The sequence below is a fragment of the Streptomyces sp. NPDC026589 genome (assembly GCF_040638385.1).
In the GTDB taxonomy this organism is placed as follows: domain Bacteria; phylum Actinomycetota; class Actinomycetes; order Streptomycetales; family Streptomycetaceae; genus Streptomyces.
The window spans coordinates 58,823-82,147 of record NZ_JBEZYG010000032.1 but is presented as its reverse complement, the minus strand read 5'-3'; the positions used below and the strand labels follow the sequence as shown (position 1 = coordinate 82,147).

Sequence of the window (23,325 nt, the reverse complement as noted above, 5' to 3'; positions counted from 1 at the left end):
AGTCGTCCGCCTCACCGCCCCGCCCCGGCAGGCCCCGCGCCCGCCGGGGCGGTGCGCGTTCGGAGCCCGTACGGGTGAAGGACCAATCCGCCGGGGCCAGGGCTCCGAATGACGACCGTGAGTATCACCCGGAACGCCCTGACCCGCGGCACCCTCGCCGCCCTGAGCGGACTGCTCGCCGGATTCGCCTCGCTGGCCTTCGCCGAGCTCGTCTCGGCGGCCGTCAGGCCCGAGGCGAGCCCCGTGACGGCGGTCGGCGGAGCGGCCATCGACCGGACGCCCGCCGGGGTGAAGGACTGGGCGATCCGGAACTTCGGCGAGGACGACAAGCTCGTCCTGCAACTCGGCATCGTCGTCACGCTCGCCCTCTTCGCCCTATCCGTCGGCCTGTTTGCGCTGCGGCACCGGCGGGCCGGCTCCGCCGCCGTCCTGCTCTTCGGTGTGGTCGGCGCGGCCGCAGCCGTCGGCAGGCCGGACTCCACGGGGCTCGTGGACGGTCTGCCGTCCCTGCTGGGGGCGGTCGTCGGGGCCGTACTGCTGTACGTCCTCATCGGCCGGCTCACCCGCCCGCACCGGACCACCGGTCGGGAGCGGGAGCAGGGGAGTGGACAGGACGACGAGCAGGAGCACGAGGCCGGCTGGGACCGCCGGGGCTTCGTGATCGCCGCCACCGCCGCGGCCGCCGCGTCCGCGGCGGCCGGCGCCGTCGGCCGCGCGCTGAACAGCCGAAGCAGCCAGAACGCCGTAGCGTCCCGCGAGTCCGTGACACTGCCGAAGCCGGCCTCGCCCGCGCAGCCGATCCCGGCGGGCGCACAGCTGCGGGTTCGCGGCATCAGCCCCTTCACCACCCCGAACGACTCCTTCTACCGGGTGGACACCGCGCTCGTGGTTCCCAAGGTCGACGCGGACTCCTGGCGGCTCCGCGTCCACGGCAAGGGCGTACGGCGGGACCTGGAGATCACCTACCAGGATCTGCTGCAACGCCCCTTGATCGAACGTGAGATCACCCTCTGCTGTGTCTCCAACGAGGTCGGCGGACCCTACATCGGTCACGCCAGGTGGATCGGCGTGCGCCTGGCGGACCTGCTGAAGGAGGCGGGTGTCAAGCCGCCGTCCCGAGGCGGCGAGGCCGACCAGATCATCGCCCGCTCGGTGGACGGCATGACGCTCGGCACCCCCGTCGAGGACGTCATGGACGGCCGGGACGCGATGCTCGCCGTCGGGATGAACGGCGAACCGCTGCCCTTCGTCAACGGGTTCCCGGTCCGGATGCTCGTCCCCGGCCTGTACGGGTACGTCTCCGCCTGCAAGTGGATCGAGGACATCGAGCTCACCACGTTCGACGACTACGACGCCTACTGGGTGAAGCGCGACTGGGCGCGTGAGGCCCCGATCAAGACCCAGTCCCGGATCGACACCCCCAAGCCCTTCGGGCGCCCGGAGGCCGGCACGGTGATGGTGGCCGGAGTGGCCTGGGCCCAGCACCGCGGCATCGAGAAGGTCGAGATCCGCGTGGACGACGGTCCCTGGCGGCCGGCGCAACTCGCCGAACAGGGCACCGTCGACACCTGGCGTCAGTGGTCCTACCCCTGGAAGGCGACCCCCGGTGGTCACACCCTGACCGTCCGCGCCACCGACCGCACCGGCGAACTCCAGACCGAGGAGCGCACCAAGACCGTCCCTGACGGTGCGAGCGGCTGGCACTCCGTCGTGGTCACCGTCGACTGACCGCTCGGGCGCATCCGGGCCGGACGTTTCCACGGCACCCCGCGCCACCCTCCTACGGCACCCGGGCGGTCCACTCCGGCGTACCGAACTTGGTGCGTACGAGTTCCTCGGCGCGCGCCAGCTCGGCGTCCGTCACGCTGCCCGCGGTGAGTCCGTGGCGCTTGCGGAACGACTCGATCATGCGCTCGATGACGGTCTGGCGGGGGAGCCCGGTCTGCCGCCGCAGCGGGTCGACGCGCTTCTTCGCGGACCGGGTGCCCTTGTCGGACATCTTCTCCTTGCCGATCCGCAGCACCTCCAGCATCTTGTCGGCGTCGATGTCGTACGCCATGGTCACGTGGTGCAGCACGGCTCCCGGCCCGCCGTCCGGCCCGACCATCCGCTTCTGCGCGGCCCCGGCGATCTTGCCGACCTCGGTGGCGATGTCGTTGAGCGGCTGGTACCAGGCCTTGATGCCCATGTCCGCGAGGGCTTCGAGGACCCAGTCGTCCAGATAGGCGTAGCTGTCGGCGAACGACAGCCCGGAGACCAGGGACTGCGGGACGGCCAGCGAGTAGGTGATGGTGGAGCTGGGCTCGGCGAACATCGCGCCGCCGCCGGAGATCCGGCGTACGACGTTCACGCCGTGCCGCTCGACGCCCGCCGGGTCCACCTCGTTGCGCAGCGACTGGAAGCTTCCGATGATCACGGCGGGGGAGTCCCACTCCCAGACCCGCAGCGTCGGCGGCCGCAGCCCCGCCGCGACCTCGGCGGTGATGACCTCGTCGAGCGCCATGTGCAGCGCGGGCGACTGCGGGGCCTCGTGGATCAGCTGCCAGTCGTAGTCGCTCCACTCCGTGGCCTGCGCGAGCGCCCGGCGTACGGCGACGGCGACGCCCTCCGCGCTCAGTCCGAGCATCACCGTGGAATCGGGCAGCGCCGCCTCGATCCGGGCCGCGAGCCCGGCCGTGTCGGTGTTGGCCGGGGCGCCCTCCAGGGCCGCGTCGATCGCGAGGATCGCCTCGTCGGGTTCGAGGAAGAAGTCCCCGGCGACGCGGACGTTCCGCAGCGCCCCGCCCGCCACCTCCAGGTCCACCACGACCAGCTTGCCGCCGGGAACCTTGTACTCACCGTGCACAGCCATGCCTCCGCCCTAGGGTCCCGGCCACCGTTGTGAGCCGGGCACAAACGTCTACAACGCATGCGCGGGACCGGTTCATCCCGCCCACCCCTGGCATGATCGGCCGACATGAGCGACGCACCCCGTCACATCCTCGTCATCGGCATGGGCGCCGGCGACCCCGACCATCTGACGCTCGCCGCGGTGAAGGCCATGCGCCGGGCCGACGTCTTCCTCGTGCTGGGAAAGGGCAAGGAGAAGGACGCGCTGACCCGGCTGCGGCGGGACATCCTCGACGAACACCTCACCGGCCCCTACCGCGTCGTCGAGGCCGAGGACCCGTGGCGGGACCGCACCCAGCAGGATGCCGGGCGCTACACCTCGGCGGTGCACGACTGGCGCCACCGCCGCGCCGACATCTGTGAACGCCTGATCGTCCAGGAGCTCGCACCGGGGCAGTGCGGAGCCTTCCTCGTGTGGGGCGACCCGTCCTTGTACGACAGCACTCTCGCGATCCTCGACGACATCCGAGGCCGCGGAACGGTGGAATTCAGTCACGAGGTGATCCCCGGCATCAGCAGTGTCTCCGCCCTCGCCGCCCGGCACCGCGTCACCCTGAACCGGGTCGGCCGCCCCATCCACATCACCCCCGGGCGACGTCTCGCCCAGGGATTCCCCGAGGACTGCGACCTCGTCGTGATGCTCGACGGACATGAGAGCTTCACGCAGCTGACGGGCAGGGGATGGTGGATCCACTGGGGCGCCTACATCGGGACCCCGGAGGAGATCCTGGTCTCCGGCCCGCTGGACGAGGTGGCCGGCCGGATCAGCGGGCTGCGTGCGGAGGCGCGCGAACGGCACGGCTGGATCATGGACACCTACCTGCTGAGCCGACCGCCCGGCGCGGGCGGCGACTGACGGCCGATGACTGACGGGTCCACGTCGAGGCGCGGGCGGCGAGGGCCTCCGCACCCCGTCGTCGGACCAACAGGGGCGTCAGGGGTGTCAGGGAGTGTCGGGGGTGTCAGCGCCGGGTCTCGTGCGCCCTGATCACGCCGAGCCCGTGCCCCAGGCTCGGGCATTCGGCGGTGAGGTCGTCGCCCCGCACCAGGTAGTCGTGCACCCGGCCGTCCGCCGGTCGTTCGATCGCGCGATACAGCGTGCCGTTCACGGTGATCGTCCAGTCGTCGCCGTCCTGGGCCCACCCGACTGTCTTCTTCATCTGGCGTATTCCGTTTCCTCGGTCGGCCTCGCCGCGGGTCGGCGGCCGTGTAGTGGGAAGAAGAACGGCTTGTGACGCTCGGTGGTTCCGCAGTCCCTACGCCATTCGGTTACATCTGTGTCACTGTCACCTCCAGTGGACGCGGCCGACCTGACCAGTGGTCAGCACGCGGCTGACGAACGGCCGAACGAGCGGGGAACGGGCGTGGCGCGGCGTCCCGCCGCGACGGAGTCCGAGCCGGCGTCGGGGGAGTTCACCGACCCGTGTCTCACGTCACCATCCGAAGTGTGAACAACGGTGTGCGCGGGCCGGGCGTCCGCTTAGGCTGATCGGCGCAGCTGGTTCGCCCTGTCCGCCAGGCAGGGTGTCGTAAGAGGGAACCCGGTGGGAATCCGGGACTGCCCCGCAGCGGTGAGTGGGAACGACCGCCGTCATACGCACTGGGCCCGGCCGGGTCTGGGAAGCGACGGTCATTAGGTGTCTGCCCCGGCAGACGTGCCCGCGAGTCCGAAGACCTGCCCGTTGCCCGCACGCGACCGTTCGCGTGCGGAGATCTCGGTGACCTCGTGGGCGGGTCGGCGTAACCACCGGGCGGACGGACACGGTTCCACGTGTCCCGGTCTCCGCCCGATGCGTCATCCCTCCGCGTCCGCGTCCCGTCCCGGGGTCTGTCCCGCAGACACGCTCGCGAAGGAGAGTCACGTGACAGCGAAGCCCGCAGCCGCGGCAGCACAGGCCACCGTGTACGGCTACCCCCGCCAGGGCCAAAACCGTGAACTGAAGAAGGCCATCGAGGGTTACTGGAAGGGCCGCGTCGACGCCGACGTCCTCCGTAAGACCGCCGCCGAGCTGCGCCGGGGAACCTGGCAGCGGCTCGCCGAGGCCGGAGTCCACGAGGTGCCGACCGGTGACTTCTCGTACTACGACCATGTCCTGGACACCAGCGTCATGGTCGGCGCCGTCCCCGAGCGGCACCGCGAGGCCGTCGACGTCGACGCCCTCGACGGCTACTTCGCCATGGCCCGGGGCACGCAGGACGTCGCCCCGCTGGAGATGACGAAGTGGTTCGACACCAACTACCACTACCTGGTACCTGAGTTGCGGCCGGACACGGCGTTCGCCGCCGACTCCGCCAAGCAGGTCGCCGAGTTCCAGGAGGCGCTGGCCCTCGGTCTGACGCCCCGGCCGGTGCTGGTCGGACCCGTCACCTATCTCCTGCTCGCCAAGGCGGCCCCCGGGGTGGCGGCGGACTTCGAGCCGCTGACTCTCCTGGACCGGCTGCTTCCCGTGTACGCCGAGGTCCTCGCCGACCTGCGCGCGGCGGGCGCCACGTGGGTGCAGCTGGACGAACCCGCACTCGTCCAGGACCGCACCCCGGCCGAGCTGAACGCCGCCGCCCGCGCCTACCGCGAGCTCGGCGGACACGCCGACCGGCCCCGACTTCTGGTCGCCTCCTACTTCGGGCGGCTCGGCGAAGCGCTGGCGGTCCTGGCCAAGGCCCCCGTCGACGGGCTGGCCCTGGACTTCACCGAGTCCGGCGCGGGGAACCTCGACGACCTCGCGGCGGCCGGCGGACTGCCCGGCAAGCGCCTGGTCGCCGGTGTCGTGAACGGCCGCAACATCTGGATCAACGACTACGAGAAGTCGCTCGCCACCCTCGGCACCCTCCTCGGCCTCGCCGGCCGGGTCGACGTCTCCGCCTCCTGCTCCCTCCTCCATGTCCCGCTGGACGCCGACGCCGAGCAGGGCATCGATCCGGGGATCGCCCGCTGGCTCGCCTTCGCCCAGCAGAAGACCGAGGAGATCGTCGTTCTGGCCCGTGGTCTGGGCGGCGGCACGGACACCATCGCGGCCGAACTCGCCGCCAACCGCGCCGACCTGGCCTCACGCACCGACGCCGCGCTCACCCGCGACCCGGCCGTCCGCGCCCGTACGGCGGCCGTCACCGACGCGGACGGCCGCCGCTCCCAGCCGTACCCGGAACGCGCTGCCGCCCAACGCGCCCACCTCGGGCTGCCGCTGCTGCCGACGACCACCATCGGCTCGTTCCCGCAGACCACCGAAGTGCGCACGGCGCGCGCCGACCTGCGGGCGGGGCGGATCGACGAGGCCGGGTACGAGGAGCGCATCAAGGACGAGATCCGCGAGGTCCTCTCCTTCCAGGAGAAGGCCGGACTGGACGTCCTGGTGCACGGCGAGCCCGAACGCAACGACATGGTCCAGTACTTCGCCGAGCAGCTCACCGGTTACCTCGCCACCCAGCACGGCTGGGTGCAGTCCTACGGCACCCGGTACGTCCGGCCGCCGGTCCTCGCGGGTGACGTCTCGCGCCCCGGGCCGATGACGGTGCGCTGGACGACGTACGCGCAGTCGCTGACCGCACGCCCCGTCAAGGGCATGCTCACCGGCCCGGTCACCATGCTCGCCTGGTCCTTCGTCCGCGACGACCAGCCGCTTGGCGACACTGCCCGCCAGGTGGCCCTTGCCCTGCGCGACGAGGTGAACGACCTGGAGTCCGGCGGCACTTCGGTCATTCAGGTCGACGAGCCCGCGCTGCGCGAGACACTGCCGCTGCGGGCGGCCGAGCACGCCGCGTACCTGGAGTGGGCGACGGAGTCCTTCCGGCTCGCCACCTCCGGGGTGCGGCCGGACACCCAGATCCACACCCACATGTGCTACGCGGAGTTCGGCGACATCGTCCAGGCCATCGACGACCTCGACGCCGACGTCATCAGCCTGGAGGCGGCCCGCTCCCATATGCAGGTCGCCCGCGAACTGGCCGCCCACGGCTACCCCCGCGAGGCGGGCCCGGGCGTCTACGACATCCACTCCCCGCGCATCCCCAGCACCGAGGAGGCGGCGTCCCTGCTGCGCAAGGGGCTTGAGGCCATCCCGGCGACACGGCTGTGGGTGAACCCGGACTGCGGCCTGAAGACCCGCGGCTGGCCCGAGACCCGGGCCTCCCTGGAGAACCTGGTCGCCGCCGCGCGGGCGATCCGCGCGGAGCTGCCCACCGAAGCGGCGTGATCCGGGCCCGGTGCGGGAGGCGGTCACCACCGCTCCCGCACCGGGCCCTGCCTCTGCGGCTCCGGAGAGGACGCCCTCGGCCGAGGCCCCGGCTCGACGCGTCTGCGCAGGCGTGCGGGGGCCGCCGCACTCCCGTCGGCATGGGCCGTCGGCTCCGTCCCGACTACGCTCGGGGGAACGGTAGTTCGGACGCCGGTGGGTCACCCCGTACGACGGCAACGCGTTCTTTCGCACGGTCGGAGTTAGGTTAGCCTAACCAGCGAATACCCGGTGGTGGATCTTTCCTCGACCGGTGCCGCCCCGCGCGCGGGGCGGCACACCCGCACGACCCGCCGCGCACTCCGACCGAAGGGCTTCGCCATGTTGCGTGCTCAGGGCCTGCCGTCCTGCGAACTCCCCACGGAGCGTGGGGTGTGAGCGACGGTACGCAGCCGGCTCCCGGCTCGGAAGGGCCGCGGGAAGGTCTCGTCGCGGGCGGTGCGCACGGGCCGGACCGGCTACGGGCCCTCACCGCGATCGTTCTGGACGCGCTGGAGAAGGCCGTCCCGGCCCGGGGCGGCCCGCTGCCCGCCGGAGGGCCCGAGGCCGTGGCCCGGACCACCCTCGCCCTCTGCACCCCGGTCCTGCCGGAGGAGGGCATCGGACCCGAGGCCGCTCTCGGGGACCTGGTCCGCGCGGTCGCGGAAGGGGCCGCCGATCCGGCCGACCCCGCCTGCGTCGCCCATCTGCACTGCCCGCCGCTCGCCGTCGCCGTCGCGGCGGAGCTGGCCGGAGCGGCCCTCAACCCCTCCATGGACTCCTGGGACCAGGCGCCCGCCGCCGGCGTGATCGAAGAGCTGACCACGGCCGTACTGGCCCGCCTGGTCCACCCGACGGCCCCCGCCCCCGACGCCCTCATCACCAGCGGCGGCACCGAGTCCAACCTGGTGGCCCTGCTCCTCGCCCGGGAGCGGGCGGCCCCCGGCGCCCTCCGGGTGGTGACCGGCGCCAACGCCCACCACAGCGTCCACCGCGCCGCATGGATGCTCGGTCTGCCCGCCCCCGTGGTCGTCGCCTGCCGCGACGGCCGGATCGACCCGGCCGCCCTCGACGACGCGCTGGCCGCCCTCGCCGGTGCACCGCTGCTGGTCGTCGCCACCGCGGGCACCACCGACGAGGGGCGCATCGACCCGCTGCCGGAGATCGCCCGTGTCGCGCAGCGGCACGCGGCCCAGCTCCACGTCGATGCCGCCTACGGCGGTCCGCTGCTGTTCAGCGAGCGGCTGGCCCCGCTGCTCGCGGGTCTGGAGCACGCCGCCTCCGTAACGTTCGACCTGCATAAACTCGGCTGGCAGCCGGTCGCCGCCGGAGTGCTGGCCGTCGCGGACGCCGGGATGCTCGCGCCGCTGTCCCTGCGCGCCGACTACCTCAACGCCGACGACGACACCGAGGCCGGGCTCCCGGACCTGCTGGGCCGCTCGATCCGCACCACCCGGCGCCCCGACGCCCTGAAGATGGCGGTCACCTTCCGGGCGTTCGGCCGCCGAGGGCTCGGCGAACTGGTGGAGCACTGCGTGCGTACGGCCCAGGAGTTCGGCCGGGCCGTCGACGCGCGCCCCGCGTTGCGCCGCCGCCCCGGGGACATCGGGATCAGCACCGTGCTGTTCCGCCCCGCGGTGGCCGACGCGCTGCCGGACGAGGCGGGCGACGCCGTGGTCGCCGCTGTCCGCCGTGCTCTGCTCGCCGAGGGGCGCGCCGTCCTCGGCCGCGCGGTGGCGGAGGACGGCGACGGCCGGCGCCGCCTGTGGCTGAAGGCCACCCTGCTGCACCCGGACGCGGCCACCACCGACCTGCTGCCCCTGCTCGACCTCGTCACGGCGGCGGCGGACCATGCGGTGGCCGAAGCAGAGGCGGCCGGGGACACCGATGCCCCCGTGGCGGAGAGGCTGTCGCCATGACGCGCGGGACGCGCCCGGGACGACCCCCCGCCGATCCAGCGACCCCCGCCGGAGGAACCCGATGATGCCCGGACCGCGCACGCCGCCCCTCGACCTGCTGGGAGTGGGGGCAGGGCCCTTCAACCTCTCTCTCGCCGCGCTCGCCGACGGCGTCCCCGGGCTGCGCACCGTCTTCCACGAACAGCGCCCGGCCTTCCACTGGCACCCGGGGCTGCTGATCGAGGGCGCAACTCTGCAAGTGCCCTTCCTGGCCGACCTGGTGAGCCTCGTCGAGCCCACCAGCCCCTGGTCCTACCTCAATTACCTCAAGATCCGCCGCAGGCTCTTCCCGTTCTACTTCGCCGAGCAACTCCACATCCACCGATCCGAGTTCGACAACTATCTGCGCTGGGTGAGTACCGAGCTTCCCGCCACTCGCTTCGGCCACCGGGTCGACACGGTGGCCTGGGACCCCGGACAGGACGCGTTCGCCGTGGAGTTCACCCGGCTGGGACCCGACGGGGAGGCGCTCACCACCGGGCTCACCCATGCCCGCAACCTCGCCCTCGGCGTCGGCACGGCCCCTCACGTCCCCGAACCGCTGCGGGAGCTGGCCCAGGACCCGGCCGCCGTCGTGCTGCACTCCGCCGACTACCTCTCCCAGCGGAACCGGCTGCTGGCCGCCCGCCACATCACCGTCGTCGGCTCGGGCCAGTCGGGCGCCGAGGTCCTGCTGGACCTGCTGCGCTCCCGACCCGAGGGGGCGGAGGGGCTGACCTGGCTGGCCCGTACGCCCGCGTTCGCGCCCATGGAGTACAGCAAGATCGGCCTGGAGCAGTTCACCCCCGACTACACCCGCTACTTCCACGGACTTCCGCAGGCCACCCGGGACCGGCTCCTGCCCCGCCAGTGGCAGCTGTACAAGGGCGTCAGCGGGGAGACGCTCGGGGACATCCACGACGAGCTGTACCGGCGCAGCCTCGGCGGAAGCTGGCCCGAGGTGACCCTCACCCCCGGCATCGAGGTCACCGATGCCACCGTCACCGAGGCAGGGCGCATCGAACTCGGTGTCGAACACGGCCAGCAGGAGGCGCGGGGCCGGCTCGTCACGGACGCCGTCGTCCTCGCCACCGGATACCGGGAGCGCCCCGTCGACACGCTGCTCGCTGCTCTCGACCCGTACATCGTCCGCGACGAGGCCGGGCGCCCGCAGGTCGACGCGGCCCAACGGCTCGTTCTCGCACCGGAGACAGCCGGTTCCGTCTTCGTGCAGAACGCCGAACGGCACACGCACGGCGTCGGCGCACCGGACCTGGGCCTGGCCGCCTGGCGTTCCGCCGTCATCGTCAACGCGCTGACGGGCAAGGAGTTCTACCCGCTGCCCGAACGCACCGCCTTCACCACGTTCGGCCTCGGCGCGCAGGACCGCGACGACCGGCATCCCGCGTCACGTCCGGCGGAGGAATGGCGGTGACGACGGTGCCGGAACGGCCGCGGGCCGCGCGGTGGGGTTCACCGTGCGGCCCGGGGCGGGGTGTTCGCCAGGGGGGTCAGCCCTTGCGGGTATTGATCTCTTCGGTGAGCTGGGGCACGACCGTGAAGAGGTCGCCGACGACGCCGTAGTCGACGAGTTCGAAGATCGGGGCCTCGGCGTCCTTGTTGACCGCGACGATCGTCTTCGAGGTCTGCATCCCCGCCCGGTGCTGGATCGCGCCGGAGATACCCGAAGCGATGTACAGCTGCGGCGAGACCGACTTGCCCGTCTGCCCGACCTGGGAGGTGTGCGGATACCAGCCCGCGTCGACCGCCGCACGCGACGCACCCACCGCCGCACCCAGACTGTCGGCCAGCGCCTCGATCAGCGAGAAGTTCTCCGCACCGTTGACCCCACGGCCACCGGAGACCACGATCGCCGCCTCGGTGAGCTCCGGGCGGCCCGTCGACTCACGCGGCGTCCGCGACGTCACCTTCGTACCCGTCGCCGCCTCACCGAACGACACCGGCAGGGCCTCGACCGTGCCCGCCGCCGGAGCCGGCTCCACGGGCGCCGAGTTCGGCTTCACCGTGATCACCGGAACACCCCGGGAGACCCGGGACTTCGTCGTGAACGACGCGGCGAACGCCGCCTGCGTCGCCACCACACCCCGGTCACCGGCCTCCAGATCGGTGGCGTCGGTGATGATGCCGGATCCGATCCGCAGGGCGAGGCGGGCGGCGATCTCCTTGCCCTCGGCGGACGACACCACCAGCACCGCCACCGGGGACACCGCGTCGAACGCGGCCTGCAGCGCGTCGACCTTCGGCACCACCAGGTAGTCGGCGAACTCCGGGGCGTCCGAGGTCAGGACCTTCACCGCACCGTGCTCACCCAGCACCGGCGCGGTGGCCCCGGCACCCGCACCCAGCGCCACCGCGACCGGGTCACCGATACGGCGGGCCAGCGTCAGCAGCTCCAGCGTGGGCTTACGGACCGCACCGTCCACATGATCGACCAGAACAAGAACTTCAGCCATGACAACGCACTCCAGACGAGAAATGACGAGAGAGAGGAACAGCGGGGAAGGACATACGGGCTAGATGAACTTCCGGCCCACGAGGAACTCGGCGAGCTGACGGCCGCCCTCACCCTCGTCCTTCACGATCGTGCCCGCCGTCCGCGCCGGACGCTCCGTGGCCGAATCGACCGCCGTCCACGCACCCGCAAGACCGACCGCGTCCGCGTCCAGCCCCAGATCATCCAGATCCCAGGACTCCACCGGCTTCTTCTTCGCCGCCATGATCCCCTTGAACGACGGGTAACGGGCCTCACCCGACTGGTCGGTCACCGACACCACCGCCGGAAGCGACGCCTGAAGCCGCTCGGAGGCGGTGTCACCGTCACGACGCCCGGTCACCACACCACCGTCCACCGCGACCTCCGACAGCAGCGTCACCTGCGGCACACCCAACCGCTCGGCGAGGAGCGCCGGCAGCACACCCATCACACCGTCCGTCGAAGCCATCCCGCAGATCACCAGGTCGTACCCGGCCTTCTCCACAGCCTTCGCCAGCACCAGCGACGTCCCCATCACATCACTGCCGTGCAGATCGTCGTCCTCGACGTGAACCGCCTTGTCCGCACCCATCGACAACGCCTTGCGCAACGCGTCCCTGGCATCCTCCGGACCCACCGTCACCACGGTGATCTCCGCATCGTCCGCCCCGTCAGCGATCTGCAACGCCTGTTCGACCGCGTACTCGTCCAGCTCCGACAACAGACCGTCGACATCCTCACGATCCAACGTCAGGTCATCGGCGAAACGCCGGTCACCGGACGCGTCGGGCACGTACTTCACACAGACAACGATCCTCAAGCTCACGCCGGCTCTCCTGCCTACCTGGGTGTGGTCCCACCTGGGTGTCATTCGTACTGATGGACAGATTATGGCACTCAGTACCCTCTGTAAAGGTACGCAGTGCCAAAATGCTCCTTCCGGTGCTACGTTTCGCCGCATGAGCGAGGCACGAGGACCCGAGAAGAAGGCACCCATGCGGGAGGTGCTCGCGCAGGCGGCGTTCCAGCTCTTCCTGGAGCGGGGCTTCGAGCGGACGACCGTGGACGACATCGTGGCGCGGGCCGGGGTGGGCCGGCGTTCGTTCTTCCGCTACTTCCCGTCCAAGGAGGACGCGGTCTTCCCGGATCATGAGCGCTGCCTCGTCGAGATGACCGAGTTCCTGGCCGCCGTCGACGACAGCGACCCGGTCGGTGCGGTGTGCGACGCCGCCCGCATCGTGCTGCGGATGTACGCGGCCAACCCGGAGTTCTCCGTGCAGCGTTACCGCCTCACCCGGGAGGTGCCGGGGCTGCGGACGTACGAACTGTCGGTGGTGCGCCGTTACGAGCAGACCCTCGCCGGACATCTGCGCGGCCGGTTCGGCGAGGGCGGGGACGGGGAGTTGCGGGCCGAGGTGATCGCCGCTTCGGTGGTCGCCGCACACAACAACGGGCTTCGGCTGTGGCTGCGTTCGGGCGGCGAGGGAGACCCCGAGGCGGCCGTCGACCATGCGCTCGCCCTGGTGCGCGAGGTGTGGGGGCGGACTGCGGCGGAGGCGGGCGCGCCGTCGCCGGAATGTGAGAGCAGGGGAGCGGAAGGGCTTCCGGGCGGTTCCGTACCCGGCTCGAAGGCGCCCCTTCCCGTGGCCCCCTCGTCCGCCGGCTCCTTTCCCGCCTCCCTCTTTCCCGCCTCCCCCTTTCCCGTCTCCGGCGACGGCGAGGTGATCGTGATGGTCGCGCGGAAGGGCACCCCGATGTGGCGTGTCGTGCAGCAGATCGAGGCGGCCGTCGGCGAGGACTGAGTACCAATGGGCACTCAGTGCCTTTACGATCCGGCACTGAGTGCCATATGGTGCGGACGCGCCCGCAGCGCAGGTGTGGCGCGTCCGAGTCGAGCGCAGGGGGTCGAGCCGTGTCCCAGACAGCGATGGGCGCCGTGACGAGCACCGTCCAGAAGGCGCACGAGGAGTGCGGCCTCTCCTACAACCGGTGCCGCTGGTGCGGCACCGCCTCGTTCCGGCGGCTGCTGTGCCCGGTGTGCGCGTCGAGTGAACTGGAGCCCGAACGCACCACCGGCCACGGACTGGTCGTCCGGACCGCCGTGGTCCACCGCTACACCGAGGCGGCGCGCAACGAGTCCCTCGTGCGGTTCTCGGAAGGGTTCGTCTTCCGCTGCCGGATCGTGGGGGCGGCTCCGCACCTGGTGACGGTCGGCGCGCGCGTCCGGCCCGTCTCCGGGGACGAGTCGGAGACGGGCGAGGTGGTCCTGGAACTCTGTGACCCACCCGCACGGCGCGACTGGGTCTGAACGTCCGGGCCGGTCGGCCGGCGAACGTCCGGTCGGCCGGTCAGCCCAGCCGGTTGAGCATTTCGGCGGCCAACGGCGCCGAGGAGGCTGGATTCTGACCGGTGATCAGATTCCGGTCGGTGATGACGAACGGCGCCCAGGGCTCGCCCTCCTGGAAGTCCGCGCCCAGCGCCACCAGCCGGTCCTGGAGCAGCCACTTGGCCTTGTCCGCGAAGCCCGCCTGGGTCTCCTCGGCGTTGGTGAAGCCGGTCAGCCGGTACCCGGCGAACGCGGATCCGCCATCGGGGCCGGTCGCGGCCAGCAGCGCCGCCGGGCCGTGGCAGACCACACCGAGCGGCTTGCCCGAAGCCAGCACCCGGACGAGCAGCCGCCCGGAGACGGGATCCACCGCGAGGTCCTCCATCGGGCCGTGGCCGCCGGGGTAGAAGACGGCGTCGTAGGCGTCCGGGTCCACGTCCTCCAGTGCGACCGGCCGCCGCAGCTCCTCGAACGCCTCAAGACCGGCCGCCACCGCGTCGGCGCCCTCCTGGCCGCCGTTGACCTCGGGCGCCAGGCTGCCGCGGTCCACGGTCGGGACGACGCCGCCCGGGGTGGCGACGACCACCTCGTGCCCGGCGCCGGTGAACGCCCGGTACGGAGCCACGGCCTCCTCGGCCCAGAAGCCCGTGGGGTGGGCCGTGCCGTCCGCCAGGGTCCAGTGGTCCGCGCCGGACACCACGAAAAGGATCTTTGCCATGTCGTACATCTCCGTTGGTCGGGGTGGCTGACCGGGCCGACGGTAGGCCCGGCCGGGCCGGAATCCGCCTCCCGCCCACGTGTGCCGGAAAGAGGCTTCCGACGGGGCGGCGGCGATCGGCCGTCCGGCGGATCGCCTGCCCGCGGTGGGCGGTCCGAATCATCCGGTGGGGCGGAGTCGGCCGGACGGCTCATCCGGTGGGGCGGAGTCGGCCGGACGGCTCATCCGGTGGGGCGGAATCGGCCGGCCTATCCGGTGCGCGGACTCAGGAGACCGAGCGCCACGCCACCGGGATTCCCGGTCACGGCGTCTCGGTGAGCTTGCGCAGGAGGCCCGGCGACGTCCGGATCGCCCCGTCACCCCGCCGGAGATGTCCGCATTCACCCGGGGGACGAGCGCTCGTACGGCCGTGCTTAGCTGGAGCCATGATCGATGACTTCCTGTACGGGACCGCCGGGGATACCGGACCGCCGGCCGAGGTCGAGGCCGCCGTGCGCGCCGCCGCCGCGGCCGAGATCATGCCGCGCCACCGGAAGCTCGCCGCGCACGAGATCATCGAGAAGAGCGGCCCCCACGACCTGGTCACCGCCGCCGACCGGCTGGCCGAGGAACACCTCACCGCCGCCCTCACCAAGCTGCTGCCCGGCTCGGTCGTCGTCGGTGAGGAGTCCGTGCACGCCGACCCGGCGGTCTACGACGCCCTCGGCGGCGACGCCCCGGTCTGGATCGTCGACCCGGTCGACGGCACCCGCCAGTTCGTCCGGGGCGAGGCCGGCTTCTGTACCCTGGTCGCCCTCGCCCTCCACGGCGAGGTACACGCCTCCTGGACGTACGCACCGGTCCGGGACGAGATGGCCATCGCCGTACGCGGCCGGGGGGCCACGCTCAACGGGGTGCCGATACGCTCCGGGGCGCCCGCACCCGGCGCCGTGCTGAACGTGGCGATGTCGCACCCCGACCACATCAGCGAGGCCCAGAAGCGGGCCCTGCTCGGCCTGCGCACCGAAGGCATCGCGGCCCGCCCCTGCGGCTCGGCCGGACTCGAATACCTCGCCGTCGCCCGCGGCGCCCTGGACGCCACCGCCTTCAACTGGGAGTACGCCTGGGACCACGCCGCGGGCCTGCTCCTGGTCACCGAGGCGGGCGGCGCCCAGTCGACCCTGTCCGGCGCCCCGTTCCGTATCGCGGGCGGCAACGACCTGCCGTTCACGGCGGCCCGTGACGAGGCCACCGCCCAGCGCGTCCTGGCAGCCCTGCGCACGGACGGCTGACCAGCCCGGCCGGGCACCCGGGGTACCCGCGTCCGCACGGTCGGTGGCGGCGAATATCCTGGGGGTCCGACTGCCGGCCGACGAAGGAGTCCCAAGGTGCCGTCGATGCTCGATGCGGTCGTGGTGGGCGCGGGTCCCAACGGACTGACCGCCGCGGCCGAACTGGCCCGCCGGGGCCTCGCGGTGGAGGTCCACGAGGCGCACGACACCGTCGGTGGGGGAGCCCGCACCGAGGAGCTGACCCTCCCGGGGTTCCGGCACGACACCTGTTCCGCCGTGCACCCCCTGGCGATCGGCTCACCCGCGTTCCGGGCGATGCCCCTGGCCCGGCACGGTCTGGAGTGGCTGCACCCCGAGATCGACCTCGCGCACCCCTTCCCGGACGGCACCGCCGCCGTGCTCACGCGCTCCGTCGGCGAGAGCGCGATGTCGCTGGGTGCCGCCGACGCCGGTGCCTACCGCCGCCTCATCGCCCCCTTCCTCGGCCGCTGGGACACCCTGGCCGCCGACTTCCTGCGCACCCCCTGGGACGGCCTGCCCCGGGACCCCTACCGGCTGGCCCGCTTCGGCCTGCTCGGCCTCCAGCCCGCCACCTGGGTCTCCCGCCGCTTCGCCGGCGAGAAGGCCCGCGGCCTCTTCGCCGGGCTCGCCGCCCACGCCATAGCTCCCACCAGCGGATTCGCCACCTCTGCCATCGCCCTCGTCTTCGCGCTCGCCGCCCACGAGAACGGCTGGCCGGTGCCGCGCGGCGGCTCCCAGGCCATCTCCGACGCCCTCGCCTCCTACCTCCGGGAACAGGGCGGCACGATCCGCACCGGCAGCGAGGTCCGGCGTCTGGACGAACTCCCGCCCGCCCGCGCCTACATCTTCGACACCTCGCCCTCCGCGCTCGCCCGGATCGCGGGCCTCGGCTCCGCCTACCACCGCTACCGCTACGGCGCCTCCGCCTTCAAGATCGACTACGCGCTGTCGGGCCCCGTCCCCTGGACCGCGTCCGAGGCCCGCCGCGCGGGCACCGTCCACATCGGCCCCGACGCCGGGACCATCGACACCGCGCTGAAGGCGGCCGTCGAGGGCCGTGACCCGAGCGTCCCCTTCCTCATCACCGCCCAGCCCAGCCTGACCGACCCCACCCGGGCCCCCGAAGGACGCCACGTCTTCTGGGTGTACGGGCACGTCCCGGCGGGCTGGGAGGGCGACGCGACCGACGTCATCGAACGCCAACTGGAGCGCTTCGCCCCAGGGTTCCGCGACCTGGTGCTCGCCCGTGCCCTCGCGGGCCCGCCCCAACTCGCCGCGCGCAACGCCAACTACATCGGCGGCGACATCGCGTGCGGAGCCTTCGCCGGCCTCCAGACGCTGATCCGCCCCAAACTCGCCCGCGTCCCCTACGCCACCGCGCACCCCGCGGTCTTCCTCTGCTCGTCGGCCACCCCGCCCGGACCAGGGGTCCACGGCATGTCCGGCCACCACGCCGCCAAGGCCGTATGGCGCAGGCTGCGGGCCTCCTGAACGGACCGGGCGGCGAAGGCCCCCGGCGCGCGGCATGATGTCCGCATGAGCACCTCTGTCTCCCCCGCCGTACGTCTGGTCCGCGGCGACATCACCGACCAGTCCGTCGACGTCATCGTCAACGCGGCGAACTCCTCGCTGCTCGGCGGCGGCGGAGTCGACGGCGCCATTCACCGGCGCGGCGGGCCCGACATCCTCGCCGCCTGCCGTGAACTGCGCGCCTCGCACTACGGAAAGGGACTGCCCACCGGGCAGGCCGTCGCCACCACCGCCGGACGCCTCGACGCCCGGTGGATCGTGCACACCGTCGGCCCGGTCTTCTCCGGCGCCCAGGACCGCTCCGCCCTGCTCGCCTCCTGCTACCGCGAATCCCTGCGCCTGGCAGCCGAGTTGGGGGCCAGGTCCATCGCGTTCCCGGCGATCTCCACCGGCATCTACGGCTGGCCGATGGACGACGGGGCCAAGATCGCCGTGCGCACGGTCCTGGCGGAGACCGTGGAGCCGGTGGAAGAGGTGCGCTTCGTCCTCTTCGACGCCCACGCGTACGTGGAGTTCGAGGAAGTCCTCGCGATGCGCTGAGGCCGCGCCCCGCCGACCACCGGAAAAGTCCGGACGCCTGTCGGATTTCCGCGCGAGGACCCTGTCGGATTTCCGCCAGCCAAGCCGCTGACCGGTACACCATCCTGGAACCATGCACACCGACACCGAGCGCTGCGTGCGGGCCGTCCAGTCCAAGGACGCCCGCTTCGACGGCTGGTTCTTCACCGCGGTCCTCACCACCCGGATCTACTGCCGCCCCAGCTGCCCCGTCGTGCCGCCCAAGGTCCGCAACATGACCTTCTACCCCAGCGCCGCCGCCTGCCAGCAGGCCGGATTCCGGGCCTGCAAGCGGTGCCGCCCCGACACCAGCCCCGGCTCCCCCGAGTGGAACGCCCGCGCCGACTCGGTCGCCCGCGCCATGCGCCTGATCCGGGACGGGGTCGTCGACCGCGAGGGCGTACCCGGGCTCGCCGCCCGGCTCGGCTACTCGGCACGGCAGATCGAACGCCAGCTGCTGGCCGAGCTGGGCGCCGGCCCGCTGGCCCTGGCCCGCGCCCAGCGGGCGCAGACCGCCCGCCTCCTCATCGAGACGACCGCGCTGCCCATGGCCGAGGTCGCCTTCGCCGCCGGCTTCTCCTCGATCCGCACCTTCAACGAGACGGTCCGCGAGGTCTTCGGCCTGGCCCCCGGCGAACTGCGCACCCGAGCCGCCCGGGGCCCCCGGCCCGCCGCCGTACCGGGCGTCATCGCGCTCCGCCTCCCGTACCGGGCCCCGCTCAACCCCAGCAACCTCTTCGGCCACCTCGCCGCGACCGCCGTCCCCGGCGTCGAGGAGTGGCGGGACGGCGCGTACCGGCGCACCCTCACTCTCCCTTACGGGCACGGCGTCGTCGCCCTGAGTCCGGCGCCCGACCACATCGCCTGCCGGCTCTCCCTCACCGACCCCCGCGACCTCACCCGGGCGATCAGCCGCTGCCGCTGGCTCCTCGACCTGGACGCGGACCCGGTCGCCGTCGACGCCCAGCTGCGCACCGATCCGCTGCTCGCCCCGCTGGTCGACGCGGGCCCCGGCCGCCGGGTGCCCCGCACCGTGGACGGGGCGGAGTTCGCCGTACGCGCGGTGCTCGGCCAGCAGGTCTCCACCGCCGCCGCCCGCACCCACGCCGCCCGGCTGGTCACCGCCCACGGCGTCCCGGTCGAGGACCCCGAGGGCGGGCTGACGCACCTCTTCCCGACCCCGGAGGCGCTGGCGGGACTCGACCCGGAGGCCCTGGCCCTGCCGCGCACCCGCCGCACCACCCTCACCACGCTCGTCGCCGCCCTCGCGGAGGACCGGCTGCGGCTCGACACCGACACCGACTGGGAGCGGGCCCGCGCCGAACTGGCCGCCCTGCCCGGCTTCGGCCCCTGGACGGTCGAGTCCATCGCCATGCGGGCCCTCGGCGACCCCGACGCCTTCCTCCCCACCGACCTCGGCATCCGCCGGGCGGCCGAGCGGCTGGGCCTGCCGGCCACCCCCGCCGCCCTCACCGCTCGGGCCGTCGACTGGCGCCCCTGGCGGGCGTACGCCGTGCAGTACCTCTGGACGGTGGACGACCACCCCATCAACCACCTGCCCGCCTGACGCCTGACGCCTGACGCCTGACGCCTGACGCTGACAAGGACACGGCTCCATGACCACGACCAGCACCACCCCCACCTCACCGCTGACCAAGCAGCACACGGTCCTCGACAGCCCCTACGGCCCGCTCACGCTCGTCGCCACCGACGGAGTCCTCTCCGCCCTCTACATGACCGACCAGCGCCACCGCCCGCCCCAGGAGACCTTCGGCGACCCGGATCCGGAGCCCTTCGCCGAGACGATCCAGCAGCTCACCGAATACTTCGCCGGGGAACGCACCACCTTCGACCTCCCGCTGAACCTCGCGGGCACGCCGTTCCAGCGGAGCGTGTGGGCGGAGCTGTTGAAGATCCCGTACGGCGAGACCCGTACGTACGGCGCACTGGCCGAGGAGCTCGGAAAGCCGGGCGCCTCGCGGGCGGTCGGACTGGCCAACGGCAAGAACCCCGTCGGGATCATCGTGCCGTGCCACCGGGTGATCGGAGCCTCCGGGAGCCTCACCGGCTACGGCGGCGGCCTGGACCGCAAGCAGCGGCTGCTCGCCTTCGAGAGCGGAGGGACGGACGACGGGGCGCAGGCGCTGTTCTGAGAGCGGGCGGGGCCGTGCCGAAGCCGGCACGGCCCCGCCCCGCCCCGCGTTCCTCAGCCGGTGAAGATCTCCACGGTCGTCCAGACGGCGAGGCCCAGCATGCAGATCCCGCCGACGCGCTGCACGGTCTTCAGAGGTACGCGCTTCGCGATGAACTTCCCCGCGAGCAGCGCCAGCGCCGAGACCGACATCAGGGCAGCGGCCGCACCGATCGCCGTGGACCAGGTGCCGTTGCTCGCCGCCAGGTTGGCGGTGGTGATCTGCGTCAGATCGCCCCACTCGCTGATGAAGACCGCCATGAACGCGGTCGTGCAGACCGGCCAGAACCCGGTCACGGTCTTCACCTCGGCGTCCTCGTCGTCGTCCCCGCCGCTGCCGCGCAGCAGCATGAACGCGCCGAAGGCGAAGAGCGAGGCCGAGACGAGCTTGACGGTCCAGTCGGGCAGCAGCCCGATGAGGCTGCCCGCGCCGACGGCGATGGCGACGTGCACGACGAACGCGGACGAGGTGCCGAACCACACGTAGAGCGGCCGCATCCGCGTGCCCATGGCCAGCGAGGCGAACATCGTCTTGTCGGGGAGCTCCGCGAGGAAGATCAGCCCGAAGGCGGTGAGGATCGCCAGAGGGTCGAGGTGCATGCGGGGTGGCTTTCTGTTCGAGCCGGGCCCCGGATCTTCGCGAAGCGCCGCTCGGGCTTTTCGGAGGACCACTCGGCCCGGCATGACGGTTCCGCCCACAGGACGTGGACGTGTCATACAGGACCGAAGGTCTCGCCCGCCCGTGGCCGTCCCTCGCAGGACACACGAGCCCGGCCACCGGGAACCCGAAGGCTCCAGTATGTCGACGACCGGTTTGCGGGGCTACTCCCCTTCGCAGCCGTCAACACTACCCCACCCTGCCGGAGACGGGGCCTGGTGTTCGAACCGAGACCGCCTCGGTAGCATCGTGATGATCACCCGACCGGTGGTGGTCCGCCGCCATCCGACTCCACCCCACCGCGACGGGAAGTGCCCCCATGAGCCGCCGCACCCGCAAGGACGTGCCCGCCCAGGGCGCCCCCCGGCCCACCGTCAGCGTCTGCCGGGGGTGCTGCTGCGGCACGGAGAAGATCCCGGGCGTCGACCACGCGGCCCAGCTGACCCGGCTGCGCACCGGCCTGGACGGCGCCGCCACCGTACGGGCGGTCGAGTGCCTGGACGCCTGCGAGCAGGGCAACGTCATCGTCGTGCAGCCCTCCGCCGAGGGCCGCCGCGCCGGGGGCCGGCCGGTCTGGCTGGGGCTGGTCAACGACGAGCACGCCGAGCAGGACATCGTGACGTGGGCGGCGGCGGGCGGCCCGGGGCTCGCGGACGCCCCGGACATCCTCGACCTGTACGTCTTCCAGCCCTCGCGCCGGGTCCGGGCGGGTCTGGACGGCTGAGAGGCCGTAGGGCGCGCTCGTTCGTCGAGCCGTGCACGACGGAGCTGGTTGAGCGCGCGGTTGGTGCCCGACGAGCGCGGCGCCGGAGAAGCCGCACGCGGACAAGGAGTGCGACTACGGTCACCTGCGCCGACGGCCCGGTCGGCAGGTCAGCCGTCCGAGCCGCTCAGCCCGGCCAGCAGCTTGGGCAGCGAGACACCGATCGGCTCCCGCACGATCTCGTCGGCGAGTTCGTCGTACGGGGTCGGCTCCGCGTTCACCACGACCAATCGGGCCCCGTGCTCGGCCGCGATCCCGACGAGCGAAGCGGCGGGCTGCACCTGCAGTGACGAACCGACCGTCACGAACACCTCGCACGCCTTGGCGATCGCCATCGCGTCGGCGAGCACCTGCGGGTCCAGCCGTTCGCCGAACATCACCGTCGCCGGCTTGAGGACCCCGCCGCACGCCGTGCACGCCGGGTCGGCCTCGCCCGCCTCGACCCGCTCCAGGGCCACGGCCATCGAGGACCGAACGTGGCAGCGCGTGCAGGCCACCCGGTGTGCGGTGCCGTGGAGTTCGAGGACCTTGCGGTCGGGCAGGCCGGCCCGCTGGTGCAGCCCGTCGATGTTCTGCGTGATCACCCGGACCGGTACGCCGGACCGCTCCAGCTCCGCGACCGCCCGGTGGGCGGCGTTCGGCTCGGGCTTCCGGAGGGCGGCGTCGCGGCGCATCAGCCACGAGCGGCGGCGGATCGCGGGGTCGGACATGTAGAAGTCGTACGTGACGAGCTTCTCCGCCTCCGGATCCGTGCGCCACACCCCGTTGGGCCCCCGGTAGTCCGGAATGCCGGAGTCGGTGGAGATACCGGCACCACTGAGGATCGCGACGAGAGCCATGCGGGCGAGCCTAGAGAATCGGCAACCCGGCGTGCGAGCGCATTTCGCCGGTGTAAGGTCCCGCGCATGGCCAAGGTGACCGTCAGTCTGGATGCCGAACTCGTCGTCGAAGCGATGGTGCTCGCGGGGGTCGGCAACCCCCAGGACGCCGTCGAACTCGTGGTGCGCGACTACATCGCGCGCGGCCACCGTACCGAGGCCCTGGTCGCCGACCGCGAGGGCGCTGTGCGCGATGTGGAGGTCAAGCCCGAGGCACAGCAGGGCTGATCGCCGGGTACGGGACCGGGCCGAGCACGGCTGGTCGCCCGTACGGGCCGGGCCCGGGCAGGGCCGATCCCCTCGCGCTCTACGCGACCGGCTCGCCGTCCTCCAGCTCCACGGTCCCGGCGCCGGAGCTCAGTACCTCCAGCGCCGCCCGGACCCTGCCCCCGAGCGTGCCGAGCAGAAAGCCGTCCAGATCGGCGGGCGCCACCAGCCGCCAGGACAGCAGCTCATCCTCCTGGATCCGGACCGCCGCCAGCTGGTCCGCGGTGAGCACCCCGCCGTCGTACAGATACGCCACGATCGGCGGGCGGCCGGGGCCCCGCACCCAGTCCACGGCGAGCAGCCGCCCGGGCGCCAGGTCGAGACCGATCTCCTCCGCCGTCTCGCGCCGCGCGGCCTGCCGGGGCCCCTCACCCGCATCCGACTCGACGGTCCCGCCGGGCAGAGCCCAGCCCTCGCGGTAGTTCGGCTCGACGAGGAGGAGCCGTCCCTCCGCGTCGCGGAAGAGGGAGGCGGCGCCGGACAGGACCCGGGGGAGCCCGGAGATGTACGTGGCGTAGTCGGCATCGGGAGTCGTCACGGCCGACAGCGTAGTGGCGCGGGCCCGACCGCACTGCCGTCGACGGCCATGGGCAGATCAGGGGGTGTGCGGATAAGGTCG

Annotated in this window: 22 protein-coding genes and 1 riboswitch; of the genes, 14 read left to right on the top strand and 8 right to left on the bottom strand. The window is 72.5% G+C overall.

What is annotated here, in order from left to right; genetic code table 11:
• The first annotated feature begins 108 nt into the window (after positions 1-108).
• On the top strand, positions 109-1,728 hold the full coding sequence (locus AB0F29_RS36830) for a molybdopterin-dependent oxidoreductase (RefSeq protein ID WP_361881902.1): 1,620 nt from the start codon (positions 109-111) through the stop codon (positions 1,726-1,728).
• A gap of 52 nt (positions 1,729-1,780) precedes the next feature.
• Here the strand turns inward: AB0F29_RS36830 and AB0F29_RS36825 are convergent, their stop codons facing one another.
• On the bottom strand, positions 1,781-2,845 hold the full coding sequence (locus tag AB0F29_RS36825) for a biotin/lipoate A/B protein ligase family protein (protein ID WP_361881938.1): 1,065 nt from the start codon (positions 2,843-2,845) through the stop codon (positions 1,781-1,783).
• Between the two features lie 111 nt (positions 2,846-2,956).
• Between AB0F29_RS36825 and cobF the strand changes: the two genes are divergently transcribed.
• On the top strand, positions 2,957-3,745 hold the full coding sequence (cobF, locus tag AB0F29_RS36820; protein ID WP_361881899.1) for a precorrin-6A synthase (deacetylating): 789 nt from the start codon (positions 2,957-2,959) through the stop codon (positions 3,743-3,745).
• Positions 3,746-3,851: 106 nt separating this feature from the next.
• Here the strand turns inward: cobF and AB0F29_RS36815 are convergent, their stop codons facing one another.
• On the bottom strand, positions 3,852-4,049 hold the full coding sequence (locus AB0F29_RS36815; RefSeq protein ID WP_018961481.1) for a hypothetical protein: 198 nt from the start codon (positions 4,047-4,049) through the stop codon (positions 3,852-3,854).
• Positions 4,050-4,371: 322 nt separating this feature from the next.
• Positions 4,372-4,587, top strand: a riboswitch (cobalamin riboswitch).
• A 164-nt stretch (positions 4,588-4,751) separates the two neighbouring features.
• On the opposite strand from AB0F29_RS36815, the gene metE reads away from it, so the two are divergent.
• From metE to AB0F29_RS36800, 3 genes are all read left to right on the top strand, one after another.
• Complete coding sequence (metE, locus tag AB0F29_RS36810; RefSeq protein ID WP_361881896.1) at positions 4,752-7,076, top strand: 5-methyltetrahydropteroyltriglutamate--homocysteine S-methyltransferase; 2,325 nt, start codon at positions 4,752-4,754, stop codon at positions 7,074-7,076.
• 413 nt (positions 7,077-7,489) lie between these two features.
• Positions 7,490-9,013 (top strand): aminotransferase class V-fold PLP-dependent enzyme, encoded by a 1,524-nt coding sequence (locus tag AB0F29_RS36805; RefSeq protein WP_361881893.1) that lies wholly within the window; start codon positions 7,490-7,492, stop codon positions 9,011-9,013.
• Positions 9,014-9,074: 61 nt separating this feature from the next.
• Positions 9,075-10,466, top strand: a complete 1,392-nt coding sequence (locus AB0F29_RS36800) for a SidA/IucD/PvdA family monooxygenase (RefSeq protein WP_361881890.1) — start codon at positions 9,075-9,077, stop codon at positions 10,464-10,466.
• Positions 10,467-10,542: 76 nt separating this feature from the next.
• Here the strand turns inward: AB0F29_RS36800 and AB0F29_RS36795 are convergent, their stop codons facing one another.
• Together AB0F29_RS36795 and AB0F29_RS36790 are read right to left on the bottom strand one after the other, a co-directional pair.
• On the bottom strand, positions 10,543-11,505 hold the full coding sequence (locus AB0F29_RS36795) for an electron transfer flavoprotein subunit alpha/FixB family protein (RefSeq protein ID WP_361881887.1): 963 nt from the start codon (positions 11,503-11,505) through the stop codon (positions 10,543-10,545).
• Between the two features lie 60 nt (positions 11,506-11,565).
• The gene (locus tag AB0F29_RS36790; RefSeq protein ID WP_361881884.1) at positions 11,566-12,351 is read right to left on the bottom strand and encodes an electron transfer flavoprotein subunit beta/FixA family protein; all 786 of its coding nucleotides are present in this window, start codon (positions 12,349-12,351) and stop codon (positions 11,566-11,568) included.
• 169 nt (positions 12,352-12,520) lie between these two features.
• Between AB0F29_RS36790 and AB0F29_RS36785 the strand changes: the two genes are divergently transcribed.
• Both AB0F29_RS36785 and AB0F29_RS36780 read left to right on the top strand, forming a co-directional pair.
• Positions 12,521-13,327 carry a TetR family transcriptional regulator gene (locus AB0F29_RS36785; RefSeq protein ID WP_361881935.1) on the top strand — a complete coding sequence of 269 codons (807 nt, stop codon included), beginning with the start codon at positions 12,521-12,523 and terminating at the stop codon, positions 13,325-13,327.
• A gap of 125 nt (positions 13,328-13,452) precedes the next feature.
• Positions 13,453-13,833 carry a zinc ribbon domain-containing protein gene (locus AB0F29_RS36780; RefSeq protein ID WP_361881932.1) on the top strand — a complete coding sequence of 127 codons (381 nt, stop codon included), beginning with the start codon at positions 13,453-13,455 and terminating at the stop codon, positions 13,831-13,833.
• Between the two features lie 40 nt (positions 13,834-13,873).
• Here AB0F29_RS36780 and AB0F29_RS36775 read toward each other — a convergent pair whose 3' ends face one another.
• Positions 13,874-14,569, bottom strand: a complete 696-nt coding sequence (locus AB0F29_RS36775) for a type 1 glutamine amidotransferase domain-containing protein (RefSeq protein WP_361881881.1) — start codon at positions 14,567-14,569, stop codon at positions 13,874-13,876.
• 425 nt (positions 14,570-14,994) lie between these two features.
• On the opposite strand from AB0F29_RS36775, the gene AB0F29_RS36770 reads away from it, so the two are divergent.
• From AB0F29_RS36770 to AB0F29_RS36750, 5 genes are all read left to right on the top strand, one after another.
• Complete coding sequence (locus tag AB0F29_RS36770; RefSeq protein ID WP_361881878.1) at positions 14,995-15,840, top strand: inositol monophosphatase family protein; 846 nt, start codon at positions 14,995-14,997, stop codon at positions 15,838-15,840.
• A gap of 96 nt (positions 15,841-15,936) precedes the next feature.
• Positions 15,937-17,352, top strand: coding sequence for an NAD(P)/FAD-dependent oxidoreductase (locus tag AB0F29_RS36765; RefSeq protein WP_361881875.1), 1,416 nt, complete (start codon positions 15,937-15,939; stop codon positions 17,350-17,352).
• A gap of 45 nt (positions 17,353-17,397) precedes the next feature.
• Entirely contained in the window at positions 17,398-17,931 is a 534-nt protein-coding gene (locus AB0F29_RS36760) for an O-acetyl-ADP-ribose deacetylase (RefSeq protein ID WP_018955169.1), read from the top strand.
• Positions 17,932-18,043: 112 nt separating this feature from the next.
• The gene (locus AB0F29_RS36755) at positions 18,044-19,516 is read left to right on the top strand and encodes an AlkA N-terminal domain-containing protein (protein ID WP_361881872.1); all 1,473 of its coding nucleotides are present in this window, start codon (positions 18,044-18,046) and stop codon (positions 19,514-19,516) included.
• A 49-nt stretch (positions 19,517-19,565) separates the two neighbouring features.
• On the top strand, positions 19,566-20,102 hold the full coding sequence (locus AB0F29_RS36750) for a methylated-DNA--[protein]-cysteine S-methyltransferase (protein WP_361881869.1): 537 nt from the start codon (positions 19,566-19,568) through the stop codon (positions 20,100-20,102).
• Between the two features lie 53 nt (positions 20,103-20,155).
• Here AB0F29_RS36750 and AB0F29_RS36745 read toward each other — a convergent pair whose 3' ends face one another.
• Positions 20,156-20,740: a TMEM165/GDT1 family protein gene (locus AB0F29_RS36745; RefSeq protein ID WP_361881866.1), complete on the bottom strand. Its 585-nt coding sequence runs from the start codon at positions 20,738-20,740 to the stop codon at positions 20,156-20,158.
• A 377-nt stretch (positions 20,741-21,117) separates the two neighbouring features.
• Between AB0F29_RS36745 and AB0F29_RS36740 the strand changes: the two genes are divergently transcribed.
• Positions 21,118-21,522, top strand: a complete 405-nt coding sequence (locus tag AB0F29_RS36740) for a (2Fe-2S) ferredoxin domain-containing protein (protein WP_361881863.1) — start codon at positions 21,118-21,120, stop codon at positions 21,520-21,522.
• Positions 21,523-21,671: 149 nt separating this feature from the next.
• Here the strand turns inward: AB0F29_RS36740 and AB0F29_RS36735 are convergent, their stop codons facing one another.
• A complete protein-coding gene (locus AB0F29_RS36735; protein WP_361881860.1) occupies positions 21,672-22,400 on the bottom strand; it encodes a Sir2 family NAD-dependent protein deacetylase in 729 nt (242 codons plus the stop codon).
• Between the two features lie 66 nt (positions 22,401-22,466).
• Between AB0F29_RS36735 and AB0F29_RS36730 the strand changes: the two genes are divergently transcribed.
• A complete protein-coding gene (locus AB0F29_RS36730; protein WP_274343159.1) occupies positions 22,467-22,667 on the top strand; it encodes a type II toxin-antitoxin system VapB family antitoxin in 201 nt (66 codons plus the stop codon).
• Positions 22,668-22,746: 79 nt separating this feature from the next.
• On the opposite strand, the gene AB0F29_RS36725 is transcribed toward AB0F29_RS36730, so the two are convergent.
• On the bottom strand, positions 22,747-23,244 hold the full coding sequence (locus AB0F29_RS36725; protein ID WP_361881857.1) for an NUDIX hydrolase: 498 nt from the start codon (positions 23,242-23,244) through the stop codon (positions 22,747-22,749).
• Between the last annotated feature and the right edge of the window lie 81 nt (positions 23,245-23,325).